The following is a 16,023-nucleotide window of genomic DNA, read 5'->3' as shown; positions in this document are numbered from 1 at the left end:
ACGCGCGGTACGATCAGCGCCGGCTTGTCGAAGGAAAGGATCTCGCAATAGGTGTTGTAGCCGCCCATGGCGACGACGCCGGTGGCACCGGCGATCAGTTCTTCCATGTGATTGTCGAACTCGATCACCTCGATATAGGGGATCGCTTCGCCCTTCTGCACCAGCTTGGCGCGCTCGGCCGCCGGCATATAGGGTCCGAGCACGACTAGCGCCTTCTGCGTCAGCGTCGGGTCGGCCTCGTAGGCGTTCATGACGTCGTGGACGAGATCGGAGCCGTCGCCGCCGCCGCCCGTGGTGACGAGGAGGTAATTATCCTTGCGGGCGTTGATCGAGCTCTTGCCCCTGGAGACGCTGCGCTGAAGGAAGCCGACGAAATCCATCTTCCGGCGCAGGCTGGCCGGCACGTCGAGACCGATCAGCGGGTCATAGAAGTCGGGCGGACCGTAAACCCAAACGCTGTCGTAATACTGGTCGATCTTCTGCATGATGCTGTTCTTCTTCCACTCGGCCTCGAGCAGATGCGGCGCATCCATGATCTCGCGCAGGCCTAGCACCAGCACGGTGCCGCGGGCCTTCAGATAGGCAAGCGTATCCTCGACCTCGCCCTTCAGCCCCATCGGCTCCTTGTCGACGATGAAGATGTCGGGCTGGAAGGTCTCGGCGGTATGGCGAATGCTGGATTCGCGCATCTTCAGCGTTTCGTGCAGGTCGATGTGGCTGGCGAGCGACGTATATTCGCCGTTGCGCAGCTTGATGACGCTCGGGATCTTCACGAAGTCGACGCGGGCGCGGTAGTCGAAGGCGCCGGCGATCGTGGCACCCGAAATGATCAGGATATTGAGGCCGCGATAATCCTCGACCAGCGCATGGGCGATGGCGCGACAGCGGCGCAGGTGACCGAGCCCGAAGGTGTCGTGGCTGTACATGAGGATGCGTGCATCTTCGAGACGTCTGGCCATGATGGCTTCCTAAGTTTCCTATCATAACCGTGGAGGCTGTTCACAATCCTATCCTATATGGGCGTCAGGAGTGGTCGAACTGCCGGACACTCACGCGCCTAGGCCGAAGAGCTGCTCGATGCGTAGTGAGATGGTTGAAGGGTTCACGTAGAAACAATCAGCCTCGGATGCCAACTGCTTTCCCTCTATTTCTGAATGAGCGTCGTGATGAGCCATGAGAACCAACCAGATCTCTTGCAAGATACACCCGATCATCCGACCCGCCTGCATGGTAACTATTTCCTGCAAGTTAGAACGGCGAAGCATTCCGTCGCGTAGGATTGAATCGCCTGGTAAAGTTCTTGCCCCCGACGCATTCCAAACATATAGTCATAGGTGAGGCGAAGAGAAAAAATTTCTAAGCACCAAGTCATTTCTAGTAATCCATTCCAGTTTTTTAGCCAAGAATACTGCATCTCGTCGTAAAATGTTTCAACATTGGAGACCTCACCGAGAAGTCGTCTAATATCATTTATATTAGGATGCGGAGTTAATAAGTTTGTGATTGAATCTCCCCAGTAATTCCAGCCGTCTCGTGAGAGCGCGACTGAAGTTTCGTGAAGGTAGCTGTCCGCTCTTCTGTAATGCTGGAAATCAACAAGAGTCTGAGAAAACTCCCCCCAGCGCGCCATGTCACACAGTTGCACATTGATTCCGTTGGTTTCTGACGGAATGCCCAAGCCGAAGTTTCGTGCGAAGCGCCGCACGTCCTCCTCGCTGACCTTGAATACTTTTCGATGATGTTGAAGACGAAGTACGCCATCGTCGTTCCAAATTTTGTAGCCATCCGTCGTCGAAGTCAGCCCATTTTGCTGCAAGTATCGCTCGATTTCGAGTTTTCGAGCGAGCATTGGGGACCCAACTTCTGGTCTTTCGCAATTTTCGGGATCTCGAAAATGAGCAGCTCTTACCATGGTGCACAACGGCAACGGCGGTAGATCTGCCATTTTAAGGGACATTTTTAGATCTACGATTCCGAAGTGCGGTAATACATCAAATGGGCAGCTGCTCTGCCGTGAAAGTTTCAGCAAAATGGAGTAATTGGTGAATTCCCGGATCGCCTCATGAAGGAAAAGGACGCCATTATTGTGATTGAAATCCGCGATAGGAACCCTCCCGCGTGGCACACCACATCCCTTGACGTCTAAAAGACCCTCGCCATGCTGAAGTGGGACGTCCAACTCCTCAAAACTTTTGGTCGCTAAAATAGCCGCTCTTCCATACTTCGGCGGTCGCAAGGAACCAAGACAGCGATATCTCGACAAATCAATAGGTTTGCCGTCCTCAAGGAGGTTCTCCATTTGGGCGAGAGACATCACGCCGCCCACCACTTCTAGCCACCTTGAACAGTCAACTGCAGCCTTCTCATCTCGCGGCAAGTCGAATGCTTCCACCATATCCTCCGCACAAACGAATATCGTTTGTGCGTTATCAATTCTGCAAACCACGTCATCGGCAGCGTTATAGTTGGACGCCATCCTGTAGGCATTGAAATCAAGTTGCGTGGCCTTGACTGTGCCCCTTAACGATTCCTCAATGCCTAAAGGTTCCTCAATATCTTTATGCAGACGATCGAGGTGGAAAGCGTTACCTACGGTGTATGCTTGAGTTTTTTCTGGATCTTCTCGATCGGCTTGACGAGGAACGTGCTTGTCCGTATTCGCTCCGCCAAAAGCTTGAGCCTGCTGCAAATCCTTTATGCTGTAAACGGCGTTCATCAAACTACCCCTTTTGGGTTAGCGCAACCGGAGCTTGCGGCGGGTTCAGCCAAACGACAACCGGGAGCATCGCTAATGTTGTCGGCAGGCTCCGCCCAGTGGTACGCGACACTAGTAAGATCTCAGCAGGTTTAACTGGCTTTCACCAATGCGTTCTCGTAGAACTCTGTCGCGTACGCCTCCCCCTTCCTTTTCCGCCATACACAAAATTCCTAGTTTGCCAACGTGCCCGTTAAGCTGAACGAGACGGGTCGCGTCGGCGACTCGATCTAGCTCAAAGGTTTTATGAAGCGTCGGTAACAACATCCCGAGTGATACAAGGCGGTTGCATTCCGAGGCTTCGAAGTAATTTGCTCCGTGACTCCCGATAATCGATTTAAGGTTCATCCAAAGATATCGGTTGTCATATTCATGCAAATAACCACTGGTCGAGCCGCAAGTGACTACACGCCCGCCCTTTCGGACCAGATAAACTGACGCCCCCATAGTAGATCGACCAGTGTATTCGAAGACTATGTGAGGATCTTCTCCCACTGCCTGGCGTATCTTGCGACGTAGCAAACGCCAAGCGCGCAATGTCAATTTCCCGTCTTCGGTTTCGAGCGCCGCTTCGGCTCGGTTGATCGTGGCGAAACATCCGAGTTTGCGCGCGATTTCCTCTTTCTCGGAGCTGCTGACGACACCAATCGGAATGCCACCACCGTTCTTGACAAGTTGGACCGCCAAAGCCCCCAGGCCTCCGGTCGCACCCCAAATCAAGACGATGTCGCCCTGCTTCATACATGCGCCCCTGGAGCTTACCAACATCCGGTAGGCCGTTGCACCACACAGAGGAATGCTCGCAGCCTCCTCCCATGTGAGGTGCTTCGCCTTTGGCATCAACTGTGTCGACTTAACAACCGTGAACTCAGCCAACCCCCCATAGTTCGTCTCGTAGCCCCAGGCGCGCAGGTCTTCCGTCAACATTCCATCGTCCTGGGCGATTGGGTCCTCACTATCCACGTATGCTGTATGAACGACAACTTCGTCACCGACACTCCAACGTCTCACGGAAGAACCAACTCTAACGACAACCCCCGAAGCGTCCGAGCCAAGAACATGAAATTCTTGATCATGCCGCTTTGCGTAGGAGTTTTGTTTCCCGAGTTGCTTTAGGAAAGAGAACGTTGACATGGGCTCGAATAAAGCCGTCCAAACTGTATTGAAATTTATCGATGATGCCATCACCGCGACCAACACTTCATCTGGTGCAATTTCCGGAATGGGCACATTTTTCACCTTGATCGTTCGCCTGACATCCTTTTCCGAGCCGTCCGCAAACATGGCTTGGTCACAGGTTTCGACGATCGCGGCGCGCATTTGAGGAGGCAGCGGGGCAACAGCGATAGTTTCTGAGGGTGCGCTCGCCAAGATAAGTTCTTTGATTTCGGACATATTGCTTCCTGATTGCGTTAATCTAGGAATTTCACTCAGAGAAGGTTTCGACAATTACTCGCCAGGTGGTCTTTGTGTCACCAACCTTTGACGGAACAGCCTTATGAGATACGAGGCAATTGTCCCAAATTAGGAGATCTCCACTTGTCCACGAATGGCTAATCATCCCATCGTAGTTCTCAAGTGTGTGATAAATCTCATCGAGATATTGTGTCGCTTGTTCGCCTCGATCTTCGAAAACGATCTCTTTCAGCCACTTTTCATTTATGTAGAGGGCTCTGTCGCCGGTAACCGGGTGCGTACGGATGAGCGGGCGCCGAATATTCTGCATCCGAGACATCAACTCCTCATCGTAGATGTTCATTGCAGTGTGCTCCGCGAGAAGAACATCTTTGCAAGGATAAATTCCTGTTCCTGCGTGTGCAACCTCCAATAGGTTCGTCGGTAATCTCGTCAGAAATTCCCGCATATCAACAAACAGGGTTTGACCGTCTTCAGAAGGGGCGGTTTCGCCGAACAAGAGGGTTGCAGCAGCTGGTGGATCATACCAGGGACTGTCAGCATGCCAGTAAGTTCCTCCGCCTTGAATTCCTTTGCCCGGTATCGTCGATTGAAGGCGGACATGCTCAAAGCCGCTCAATTGATGTTCTTTCGGTCTAACAATTTCGAGCGCTCCGAAGCTGCGAGCGACTTCGAGCAGCAGAGTGGCGTCGCAGGGGAAGTCTTTCACATGAAGAACGCCATGCCGAAAAAGGAGATCCTTAGCCTCAACTTGGCCCTGCCGTGTTATTAAGTCGCTACCATTGAAAGTTGCGGGGATCTTTCGAGCTCCCGCGATTGCTCGTTCATCCATTCTCATCTCCCACCACAACCTGTGTCGACGAATACGAACTGCGGAACTTGCAACTGAAAATTATTTGATGTACGTAGTGCAACCATATCGCACATCAAGTGAAGTTATCAAGGCCCCGTGTAAGAAAATCTGCAATCCCCGGTTAAAAGGCTAAATGTATGTTTCGCCTATTGGATTCGATTTATTTGCAAGCCAACGTTGATCCAGAGCGTCCCGCGCTGACGGTGGATGACGAAACGCTCACCTATTCCGAACTGGTTGAAATCGTTGAGCAGTATGCGCAACTTCTGAGACAGAAAGAAATTCTCTCTGAGGTGGTGGGAATTTCGGCTGATTTAACAACTGGAAACATTGCTTCGATACTCGCTGTATGGAAAACTGGGAACATTGTGTTTCCTAGAGATATCTCACGATATACTGAGCGAGATAGCTATATTCGGGGGGTTGCCGGAGAAGCTGCGGAGCTTGTTATTCGAAACAATCGTATGGAGTGTCGACAGATCGGCACCCCTGAGGTAACTTCAGCGACGACTTGGAGCAGCGCACAACGGCCCGCATACATTCTATTCACTTCAGGCTCAACAGGGCGTCCGAAGGGCGTCGCGTTGCCTTCGACCTCGTTAGACCTTTTAACACAATGGCAACTTTCGCAATACGGGGTTCCCGCGCGGGTCGCCACCGTCGCTCCGCTCACTTTCGACGTCGCTTATCAAGCAATCTGCAGCACCCTATGCGGTGGGGGTCATCTCATTCTGCCCCAAAAGAAGCTCCGACACGATCCTGAGGCTTTGCTGCATTTTCTTGACGAGCAATCGATCGAGCGCTTGTTCTTACCACCGGCTTTGCTGGGCATGTTGACTGAGGCCGACCTACGGCGGCAAAACGGTTGCTTGACGCTCGAACATGTCTTCGTGGCAGGAGAAGCTCTTAAGATAAATCCCACCGTCCGCGCATTCTTCAAACGGCGACCGCGCGCTTCATTACACAACCATTATGGCCCCACCGAAACTCATGTTGTAACCAGCCTTACCCTCCCTTCAAATCCTGACGACTGGCCAGAGGTACCGAGTATTGGACATCCACTCCCCCATGTGGCCGTACGTATCGTTGATGAAACAAACCGAGCATGTGCACCGGACGAAACTGGTGAGCTTCTCATAGGAGGTGAGCGTGTCGCTTTTGGCTACGTGGCTATGCCAGAGGAAACGAATTCAAAGTTCTTCATCGATGGAGGCGGGACGAGATGGTATAGGACTGGTGACTTTGCCTCGTGGGTGGATGGAGAGCTAAAGTTCCAGGGGCGCAGGGACCGGCAGGTCAAGATTTCTGGCCACCGGATTGAGCTTGCCGAAGTAGAGTCGGCAATTGAATCGTGCTCTCAAATTTCAGCTGCAGCCGTTAAAGCGGAGGAGGATCAACAAGGGAGACTCCGTTTAGTTGCGTATGTTGTGACGCGTGACAGGCACTTCGCACTTCAAGGGCCGACCCGGATAATTTCACCCCCGTGGCAGAAATATTTGAGCCAAAAGCTTCCTATCGAGATGTTGCCTTCAGCTTGGATTGAACTCCCAAGTCTCCAACTATCGGCAAACGGCAAAATCGACCAGGATAAGCTGCCACGTCTTGAGCATGTTCTCCATCGGAGAGAGCCAGCTCGATCGCGTCCAACGGAGATCCAGGCACGTGTCGCGGAATTGTGGTCTCAGGTGCTGGAGATCGATTCAATTCCGTTGGACGGGAACTTTTTCGATTTGGGTGGCAGTTCGCTCGTTGCCGCCCAGCTGTCGCAGCGTTTGTCAGAGGCATTCCAGAGACAACTGTCGCCCCTGACTATTTTTGAGCACTTCACCGCACGGCGATACGCAGCGTTTTTGGCGGACCAATCGTTGACAAATGCCACAGGATCCCTCCCTGAATCGCGAGGCCGGATCCATGAAGAATCGATAGCAATTGTCGGGATGGCATGTCGTTTTCCCGGAGCGGATACCCCGGAATCTTTTTGGCGTAATCTTGAAGCCGGCGTAGAGTCCATAACCCGCTTTAGTGAAAAGCCAACTGATAAGCAGGTGAGATGCGGTGGCATAATTAATGATCTCGAATATTTTGATGCCAATTTATTCAATATATCTAAGCAGGAAGCGGCACTGTTGGATCCGCAGCACCGTAAATTCCTCGAATGCACTTGGGAAGCGTTAGAGGACGCCGCGATCAATCCCAAGGCTGGCGGTTCGGATATTTCAATATTCGGTGGATGTGGACCAAGCAGCTATCTAATAAACAATTTGCATCGAGCAAATTGGCGCCCTGACCGATCATTTTTAGACTCTTCGTATGAAGCCATGCTGCTTCTATGCAATGACAAAGATTTCCTGCCTGCTAGAACTGCCTACGCCCTAAATTGCTCGGGCGGCGCCTTTAATCTAAACGCAGCCTGTGCGACCTCTCTAGTTGCAGTCCACATGGCTTGCGAGGCGCTCAGGAAAGGCGACTGTAAAATTGCGGTCGCAGGAGCTGCTTGCGTTCCCGTCCCTCAGCTTTCGGGCTACACCTATGAGTACAATATGCCGTTTTCGCCCGACGGTCACTGCCGCCCCTTCGACGAAAGGGCGGCGGGTACGGTCTTTGGCAGTGGTGTGGGTGTCGTAATTCTTAAAAGACTGGCGGATGCGTTGGCGGATCGATCCGATATCTATGCGGTTATTCGAGGAAGCGCCGTCAACAGCGATGGGTCAGAGAAAGTTGGCATCACAGCTCCAAGCATCGTTGGACAGGAACGCGTGATTCGGGCTGCGTTAAAAGCGGCTAACGTGCGATCAGATGAAATTGACTACATTGAGGCTCATGGCACTGCAACCTCGGTGGGTGATCCTATCGAAATTGCTGCACTCGCGCGAGCGTTTGGGCAACTACCGGGGGCAACGTGTGGCCTGGGTTCGGTTAAATCAAATATTGGCCATCTGGGCTGGGCAGCTGGGATGGCCGGGCTTTTCAAAGCCGTCCTTTCATTGCGCCATGGCAAAGTTCCTAGAACATTACATTTCGAACGTCCAAATCCTCTTCTTCGGCTTGACGAAACTCCCTTTTTTGTCACGCGCGATGAACTGCCGTTATCTCCATCCGATGGACCTCGTCGCATTGGTGTAAGTGCGTTTGGTGTAGGTGGAACTAACGCACATGTTGTCCTGGAGAGCCTTGACCTACCGCGTGAGACCGACATTGCCAGGCATAATGACTTTCATGTGGTTCCAATAAGTGCAGCCGATCCAAGTAAGCTAGGAGCTTTGGCAAGCAGTTTGTCGGACATTTTGTCGGCTTCGTCCCCGTGTGTCAGCGATATCAGCTTCAGCTTAGGTAACGGCCGTCACCATCAAGAGGCAAGGGCAGCCTACGTTGCGAGAACACCGAATGAACTCCGCACGAAGCTATCCGCAGAAACTCCAATACATGCAGATCGCCATGTGTCGAAAGGGGTCGTCGCTTTGTTTACTGGGCACGGTTCCGAGTATGTCGGGATGGCAGAAGGCCTAGTCCACCGGTTCCCTAGTTTCCGACAGAACTTAGAAGCGCTCAACGACGTTGTTGTGTCCAACGTTGGCCGGTCATTGTTCAGTATTCTCTACGAAGGCAGGCGTGGAGAAGCCATCCGGGACGTTGTTGATGCTCATATCGCGATCTTCTCAATTGGAATTGCATTATTCGAGCTATGGGAGACACTCGGCGTTCGTTTTGAGGCAATAGCTGGCCACAGTCTCGGCGAATATACCGCTGCGGCAGCCGCGGGCGTGATTTCGAAATATGATGGGCTGAGAGCGGTTATCGAGCGTGGCAGATTGATTGCCAGTACGCCGGAAGATGGGGCTATGGCGCTGGCTAGGGCGGACGCCGATACGATCCGCTCAATCCTCAAACGCGGCCCTTCAGAGGTCGGTATCGCGGCGATTAACTCTGCGACAAATACCGTTATATCCGGTCCAAGTGATGCCGTTGAGGTGGCCATGAATCTCCTAAAGAGTGATGGTCTTCGGGTGTTACCCCTCCCTGTGTTGAGGGCCGGCCACTCGGCGTTGATGGATCCAATCAGCCATGCCCTGCGAAGCCACATGTCACAGTTCCAACTTTCCCAGCCTCAAAGGCTATTTGTGGCGAACGTTACGGGAGGAATTGCGCATACCGAGGTTACAGAACCTCAATACTGGGCTGAGCATCTGCGTCAGCCCGTCCAATTTCGAAAGAGCTTGAATACTCTGTCAGGTCTGGGATTTCGTCATTTTGTTGAGATAGGCGGCGATACCCAACTCCTCGGGCTGGCCGCAGATGAATTAGGCGATGCCGACTTATTGCTCGTCCCGAGCCTGCGGCGCAAAACCGATGATCAAGAGAGTTTGGCAAAAAGCGTTGCTAGTCTTTATTGCACGGGGTACAGCATAGACTGGACAGTAATGGCTGGACCCGACGCCCGCCGATTGCACTTGCCGACCTACCCCTTTGCGCGACACAGGCATTGGATAGAGCCAGATGGTCAAAGCCTTCAATTCACCCCATCATCGGAATCCCACCAACATCGAATATCCGTGTCCGAGTGTGCATATCAGCGCGTATGGAAACCTAGTGAACGGGTCAGCGAAGGCGGGTTTGCGGGACATGGTAGTTGGATAATCGTCGGAGATCCCCAACTGCCGGAAACAGAGTCATTGGCTGCAGAAATCGGGAAATTTGGCGGTCGTGTTAAGATATTAGACGGAGTCGCCCCATTTTCATCTATGCTCGACGAACCCTTTTCGGACGAAGATACAAATATCGTCTTTCTTGGGACGCTGGCATGTGGACGATTGCCTCCCAGGAAACACGTGGATGTGTGTGCAGAGATCTCCCAACCTCTGACCTCATTGTTATCTTGCATTCGTTCACTAACGGAAGAGCACGAAGCGTATTCGCGAGTAAGAATTTGGATCGTAACGCGGGGCGCTTGGCGCATTGAATCGAACGATATTCCCTGTCCTTTGCAAACGTCATTCGCTGCACTTGGCCATGTCGCAGCAATCGAACTTCCCCATTTATATCCAACTGTTGTCGACATGGCCCCGGATGAAAATAAATTCGACGCTAAAACCCTCGCTCAAACTTTGGGAGCCCAGGCTAAAGAAACAATTCTAGCGATCAGAAACGAAAATTTGTTGCACGCTCGACTCGAGCGAGTCCAAGTTCAACCTTATGCCCTGCCGCTTTCCGCTTCAGGTGTCTATCTAGTGATCGGCGGGCTTGGCGAGATTGGCTTACATCTTGCGGCAAATCTTCTTTCGCGCGGCGCACAACATGTCGTTGTCGCGGCACGCAATGGCCCCTCTGAAACCGCCCACAGATTCCTTCAAGAGTTGAACACTGAAGACGCAAAAGTGGAAACTGTGGTCCTCGACGTATCTGATGGAAGTGGGGTCGCAGCATTCCTCGAAAGTATTGTGGCCAATGGTCAAGAGATAGCAGGTATCTTTCATCTTGCCGGTCAATTGGGTGACAAATTGCTGACCGAACTCGAACCAGCCGATTTTGAGCAGGTTTTACTCGGAAAAGCGCAAGGGGCATGGAATCTTCATGAGACATGTGAAAACCTTGGCATCGTTCCCAAAACGTTCGTCTTTTTCTCGTCGGCGACAGCCGTTATCGGCAACATTGGCCAGGCAAACTATGCGTTTGCCAATGCGTTCTTGGATGGACTTGCCACGTACCGGGGAGCTATTGGAAGACCGTCGCTTTCTGTAAATTGGGGCGTTTGGAATGATCTTGGACATGTGGCGCGTCATCCAGAGCTGATGGATAATTTGGACAGGAGAGGCTTCCGCGGCCTTTCGGCGCACGAGTATTGCGAAGGGTTATTTAAGGCCCTAGGGAAGATCGAATCTGAATCAGAAAATCAGATCGGCTTCTTTCCCACAGAGTGGGGGAAGTTTCTATCGGCACATGGCTTGCAGAGCATTCCCTATTTCCAAGATCTCGATCGTGAACACATCCACCGTGTCGATCCAGAAGGTCTAAGCAATATTCTCGCGAAAGCAGGAAGTAGCTGGGATCGTGAAGAAATTCTGAGGAAATGGCTTGCAAGATATCTTAGTCATCTCAGTTCGCCCGAAAACGAGCCTGGACCTGAAGATGATTTGCGGGACCTCAATATAGACTCATTGTCACTGATTCAGCTGAAAAACAAATTGCGTAGAGAACTCAATGCTGAATTGGCTCCTCAACTGTTGCATCAGTTTCCAACGATAACGCAACTCGCGGCATACCTAGTCGAACGGTTTAAGCCTCCAAAAAGACCTCTGTCGTCCAGCACGGAGATATATGGTTCGCATAACAAAGGTGATCGCGCCCATCCCGCGCCGCTGACTGTCCAACAAAAGCGATGGCTTCGGTTAAACACGCTCGTGGGCTACGGCCATCGTATAGTGCCTATCCTTTTCGATGCCCCTCTCAATCCGTCCAAACTTCTCGTCTCACTTTTGGAGGTGGTAACTCGTCATCCGATTTTGCGATATGTTTATGACGGAGACGTTCCGACCGTTCTTCCCGTACACGAAGTTGTCCCGCGGCTTCGTGACCTCGTGACTGATCTGCGCGATTATGACGGGGCACAGCGTTTTGAGGAAGTTGCTAAGGCCGTCGCATCTCTTCGCTCCAATGTGCCCGATCCGACGAACGCTCCATCTTGGCAGGTACGATGCCTGCATTTGTCAGACGACCAGTTCTGCCTCCTCGTTAGCGCTCAACATATTGAGTTCGATGGCTCTGGCCTGTCGATATTTGCTGACGAGGTTAACCGGATCTACTCAGATGGTCTTGCTGACAGGCCTGCCTCGACCCTTCCCCTCGCCGTACCATATTCGGAATATGCCCATGCACAGCAAGAGTACCTAGATGAAGGGATCGCCTCCGATCGAGCGTTCTTCGAAGGCTTGTTCGCGGGGCTTACATCGAGGAGCCTATTGCCCGTCCAAGGTAATGGGAACGAGACCGTTGCCCTGCCATCTCAGCGGTACACCCCTAACGCGGCGTTGGCTGCAAGCGATGAAGTCCGAGAAGCTGCGAAACAGATCGGTGTCTCACCCATATCACTACTTTTAGCAAGCTATGGTCTGCTTGTGTCGGAAATACTGGATAGTGAGACAGTGACGATCACGCTAATCCGCAGCGGCCGGAGCGAGGAGCGCTATAGTCGAACGCTAGGGCCGTTTACGATGCCTTTTCCTGTGCCAATTGCTGTCGGCCGCCGTAACTTGGCTGATTTCGCGCGGTATTGCGACTGGTTAATTGAGGCTATATCCAGTCGAAACAATTACCCAAGTACTGATTTAATTAATACCGTACCAGCCTTCGCGAATTTGCCAATCGATACTTATTTTTCGGACTTCGGACTGAACTTCACGAACTATCGCAATTTTGAGCAGGAAGGGAGTGGTAAGGTAAGAGTGTTGGAGGTGCTGGGCGCGGTACGAGAGCCAGAGTTTAGTAAGTGTGACTTTGGCAGGTTGACGAGAATACCTGGCTTCCACATCGTCGCGAATATGACCGCTGAAAACTTACAAGCGAACTATTGGTATCATACGGACCGACTAGCCCGGGCAGAAGTCGTCAGGTGGGGTGACCGCCACATCGCGATCATGCGCGATCTCATGAGCTACATATTCACCAAAAAAATCTGACACGGCGAGGCACGTTAGTGACCAAAACTCAGGATTTATCACTAGCCGCACCAACGAACCGCAATCATCAAGCGACTGGTAACTACAGCGACCGCGCCGAACATTACGCAGTGGGTCGACCGTTCTACCCAGCGCAGGTTGCCGAAATCCTTCTGGAGCGGCTTGGTCTCGTAGCCGGCGATCGGATCGCAGATGTCGGCGCTGGCACCGGCTTATTCTCTTTGGCGCTACTGAAAAGGGGTTTTGTCGTCGACGCTGTCGAACCTGACGCCGCTATGCGCTTGAAAGCAAGTACCTTGCTGGCATCGTTCGCGGAGTTTCGCGCACATGGAGGATCCGCCGAGTCGATACCACTCCCTGACCAAAGTGTTGCGGCGGTCACTGTGGCACAAGCCTTGCACTGGTTTGATCGAGAAAAAGCGCGCTCGGAGTTTAGGCGTATCGTGCGACCTGGCGGCTACCTGTTATGCGTCTGGAATGAGCGCCGTCGAAGCAGTACTCCTTTTCTTCGTAGCCTCGAACAGCTCCTTGTAGAGAATATCCCTTTGTACGGTCGACTTCTCCAAGCCGACGTCGAGCCGAAGCAAATTACTGAGCCTTTTAGTGTCGATGGCTCCGTAAGTGAAGCTCATTTCATCAACAGTCAGAGTCTAAAGCGCGATGTGTTTCTCGCCCGAATTTTTTCGTCATCATTTTGTCCCCATGAAACTGACCCAAACCGGCCGCTCCTTGAAGGAAAACTTCATGAACTCTTCGAGAAATATGCTTATCGCCACGAGGTGTCGATTGAGTACGATACCGTGGTGACTTTCTGCCGATTAACCCGGAGAGATAGATGAGAAGTAGTCAGATTGCTTCCTCTTGTGAGGGATTGAGATATCCATTCATCCGAGGTGAACCTCTTAGTCCGGCCGCGCCTCTCGTCAAAGCGTTGGCAAGTCGCAAAGCTCAAAGGGTCTCTCTCTTTGACGGGCGGGTTGTTTGGCTGGTCACGACTTACGCAGATGTTCGCAGGGTACTCGCGGACCCTGGCATAAGCAATTTCGTCAGGCACGCGGGTCTGCCCAAGTTATCGCCGTTGGACGCCAAAGGTAATGATGAAAACCCTTCATTTCTTCATCTTGACGATCCAGAGCATCAACAACTGCGGCGACCGCTGACCGGCTTTTTTTCCAGAAGCAGCGCGCGCGGCCTGCGGTCAAAACTTGATGCTGTAGTCGATAGCCTCATTCATCAAATGGAGTCAACGCATGTGCCTTTTGATCTCGTCGGAGGATTTGCGCGACCGCTGACGCTCCAGATTACGTGCGAGGTTCTTGGCATACCTGATCTTGCAGGAAAGGACCTTTTAAGATCGGCTCGCGAATCCGTAACGACGAATCATACAGACCAAGGTCGAAAGACCGACGCTGTCCGCAATCTTCGCCATTTGATACGCGAGATACTTAACGAAAAAAGTGTCGAAGCAACTCGGCCTCCGAAGCAACAAAGCGTGGCGGTTCTCGACAGCCTGCTCAGGGCTAAGGAGCGTTTGGATGCAAAAGCAATCGATGATTTGGTCAATACGATACAGGTACTATTGGTTGGGGGGGTTGAGACGACCAGCAATTCTATTGCAATGGCGGTTATCCACGCCAGCAGTCACCTACAACAATGGCGACGCCTAGCTTTAGATGATGAATACCTGGACGCGTTTATTGAGGAAACGCTTCGATATTACACGATATTCGATGTTGGTTTAACGCGCGCAGCTAATAGCGACATCGAACTCTCCTGCGGTTCAATCATCCGTGCCGGTGATGGAGTAATCGTATCTCTAACGGCAGCCAACCGTGATCCCGGTGAGATGGACGACGCGGATAAGTTCGATCCCGAGCGGCCGAGGTGCCCTCATGTCGCCTTTGGTCATGGACCGCATTTTTGCATCGGTCACAACCTCGCGCGCGAGACAATGCGTAGCGCATTGAGAGGACTATCCCGTCATTTTCCCGTCGTTCGTCTCGCCGAGCCGCTGGCCAGTCTTGATTTCACCCACGGTCAAGCGATCTTTGGCCCGGCTACGTTGCCCGTCTTGTGGAGCAAAACATGACGCCTTTGCAAAGCGATCAGGAGAATCCTGCAAGGCGAACACCTGTTATCATGCCTGTCTACAGTTCCGAGTTCTGGTCAAACCCATTCGGGACTTATGAAGCACTGCGCAAGGAATTCGGAGACGTTGTTCCGATCATCCTTCCCAACGGCGTAGAAGGGTGGCTCGTTATTGGATACGATACCGCACGCGGCCTGCTGCATGATCCTCGGCTGAGCAAGAACTCGCAGTACGCAGGACCAAATTGGCACACTAGTCACCCAAATACTGTCGAGGGAACTTCAAGGCCTGTCTTCCGACACATGCTGACGATGGATCCTCCGGAGCATACAAGGTTGCGAGCAATCGTTCAAAAGCATTTTACTAGGCGACGCGTCGAGGACATGCGTCCCCGGATCGAAAAACTCGCTGGCGAACTTATAGACGACATTGCTCACGCAAATACGATAGACCTTATCGATCACTTCGCTGTTCCCCTTCCACTGCGCTTCATTTGTGAACTCTTGGGCGTTCCTCTATCTGATGAAAAAAAGTTCCGTGAATGGTCACGGTTGCTTGTAACGCCTGAGTTGGAAGAGCGACATCTTATCCCGCGGGTGGCGGAGGAACTAAGAGAATATCTCACTTCGCTCGCGACGATGCCGAGTGAAGATCATTCTTTGTTTTCCGCTCTGATAAGCCACTACAAAGGCGGTGAGCTTACAATTGACGAATTAGTATCGATGGGTTTCCTCCTACTCGTCGCGGGGCACGAAACCTCAGTAAATTTGATTGCCAGCGGCACTCTCGCCGCTCTTAGAAATCGAGACGTCTGGCTGAAGTTGAGTGCCGGCGAAATTGATCCTCAATACATCGTGGAGGAGTTTCTGAGGCTAGATAGTCCAATCGACTGGGCACCCCCACGTTTCGCACGCGAACCGATCAACGTTGCGGGCGAGAGAATCGCCGCCGGAGACACCGTCTTCATCGGTATCTCCGCCGCGAACCGCGACCCGAAGCAATTTAGATGCCCTCATATGTTGGAACAAAAGCGGCCGGAATTAGCCTCTCATCTGGCGTTCGGGCATGGGATCCATTTTTGTCTTGGCGCCCCCTTGGCTAGGCTCGAAGGTGAGATTTCTTTCAAGCTTCTATCTCAGCGTTTTCCTTCAATGCAACTTGTCAAGGCTCCAGAGGAACTCCAATGGCGTCCTGGGCCAATTATGAGGGGGCTTCGTTCACTTGAAGTCAGGCTTTGACG

Annotated in this window: 8 protein-coding genes; 4 read left to right on the top strand and 4 right to left on the bottom strand. The window is 52.3% G+C overall.

Annotation, left to right across the window (positions count from 1 at the left end; translation table 11 throughout):
• The 4 genes from ATY76_RS32970 to ATY76_RS32950 all read right to left on the bottom strand — a co-directional run.
• On the bottom strand, positions 1–959 hold a 959-nt coding region (locus ATY76_RS32970), incomplete at its 3' end, for a glycosyltransferase (protein WP_088678740.1).
• A gap of 275 nt (positions 960–1,234) precedes the next feature.
• On the bottom strand, positions 1,235–2,716 hold the full coding sequence (locus tag ATY76_RS32960) for a hypothetical protein (protein WP_088678738.1): 1,482 nt from the start codon (positions 2,714–2,716) through the stop codon (positions 1,235–1,237).
• A gap of 111 nt (positions 2,717–2,827) precedes the next feature.
• Positions 2,828–4,150, bottom strand: coding sequence for a crotonyl-CoA carboxylase/reductase (gene ccrA, locus ATY76_RS32955; protein ID WP_088678737.1), 1,323 nt, complete (start codon positions 4,148–4,150; stop codon positions 2,828–2,830).
• 31 nt (positions 4,151–4,181) lie between these two features.
• Positions 4,182–5,003 carry a TauD/TfdA family dioxygenase gene (locus ATY76_RS32950; protein WP_190233793.1) on the bottom strand — a complete coding sequence of 274 codons (822 nt, stop codon included), beginning with the start codon at positions 5,001–5,003 and terminating at the stop codon, positions 4,182–4,184.
• A gap of 158 nt (positions 5,004–5,161) precedes the next feature.
• Between ATY76_RS32950 and ATY76_RS32945 the strand changes: the two genes are divergently transcribed.
• The 4 genes from ATY76_RS32945 (at position 5,162) to ATY76_RS32930 (ending at position 16,021) form a co-directional block, all read left to right on the top strand.
• Positions 5,162–12,694, top strand: a complete 7,533-nt coding sequence (locus tag ATY76_RS32945; protein WP_088678735.1) for a type I polyketide synthase — start codon at positions 5,162–5,164, stop codon at positions 12,692–12,694.
• Positions 12,695–12,711: 17 nt separating this feature from the next.
• Positions 12,712–13,533 (top strand): class I SAM-dependent methyltransferase, encoded by an 822-nt coding sequence (locus ATY76_RS32940; RefSeq protein WP_190233792.1) that lies wholly within the window; start codon positions 12,712–12,714, stop codon positions 13,531–13,533.
• A 239-nt stretch (positions 13,534–13,772) separates the two neighbouring features.
• Positions 13,773–14,783: a cytochrome P450 gene (locus tag ATY76_RS32935; RefSeq protein WP_190233791.1), complete on the top strand. Its 1,011-nt coding sequence runs from the start codon at positions 13,773–13,775 to the stop codon at positions 14,781–14,783.
• Positions 14,780–16,021 carry a cytochrome P450 gene (locus ATY76_RS32930; RefSeq protein ID WP_088678732.1) on the top strand — a complete coding sequence of 414 codons (1,242 nt, stop codon included), beginning with the start codon at positions 14,780–14,782 and terminating at the stop codon, positions 16,019–16,021. Before ATY76_RS32935 ends, ATY76_RS32930 begins: the two co-directional genes overlap by 4 nt.
• Positions 16,022–16,023 lie beyond the last annotated feature (2 nt).

The organism is Rhizobium sp. R339 (genome assembly GCF_002211395.1).
GTDB lineage: Bacteria > Pseudomonadota > Alphaproteobacteria > Rhizobiales > Rhizobiaceae > Rhizobium.
The sequence above is the reverse complement of the archived record's forward strand: the minus strand, read 5'-3'. Positions and strand labels throughout refer to the sequence as shown.